Origin of the sequence: Burkholderia sp. E168m23 (assembly GCF_016586125.1) — a bacterium.
Lineage (GTDB): Bacteria > Pseudomonadota > Gammaproteobacteria > Burkholderiales > Burkholderiaceae > Burkholderia > Burkholderia orbicola.
Window position 1 is genome coordinate 1 of the sequence record NZ_BCPP01001652.1, and the last position, 646, is coordinate 646.

At 72.9% G+C, this 646-nt stretch carries 1 protein-coding gene and 1 pseudogene; both read right to left on the reverse strand.

Annotated elements, in window-relative coordinates; all coding sequences use genetic code 11:
* A pseudogene (locus JMF90_RS39465) lies at positions 1–202 on the reverse strand (multidrug transporter); the annotation flags it as partial.
* On the reverse strand, positions 199–646 hold a 448-nt coding region (locus tag JMF90_RS39470), incomplete at its 5' end, for an efflux RND transporter permease subunit (protein ID WP_201326590.1). The gene JMF90_RS39470 and the pseudogene JMF90_RS39465, both read right to left, overlap by 4 nt.

Below are 646 nucleotides of genomic sequence, written 5' to 3' on the forward strand. Positions count from 1 at the left end.
AGTCGTCGAGCAGCGCGGCATCCTGCGCGGTGGCCGGTTCGGCGGCCGGCGTCGTGCCGCCGTCGACCGGCGTATAGGTCGCCGGCACCGGCGCGGCCGGACGCTCGTAACGCGGCGCGAGCGAACACCCGGCGAGCGCGAGCGCGGCGGCCAGCGCGAGCGGTGCCCGCAGCGCGCCACGTGCATTCAGCGCAAACATCATGGTTGCGAACCCTCCATCGTCGTCGGCTGCGCCCCACCGCGCCGGCGCGGGCCGACGTCGAACAGGCGGCCGACGGTCACGAAAAACAGCGGGACGAGGAACACCGCGAGCACGGTCGCCGTGATCACGCCGCCGAGCACGCCGGTGCCGATCGCCATCTGCGCGCCGGACGCGGCGCCCGACGCGAACGCGAGCGGCAGCACGCCGACGCCGAACGCGAGCGACGTCATCACGATCGGCCGCAGCCGCAGGCGCGCGGCCTCGAGCGCGGCGTCGACGAGCGACATGCGCTGCGCGACGAGATCCTTCGCGACCTCGACGATCAGGATCGCGTTCTTCGCGGACAGCCCGATCGTCGCGATCAGTCCCACCTTGAAATAGATGTCGTTCGGCATCGCGCGCAGCGTCACGCCGAGCACCGCGCCGATCACGCCGAGCGGGACG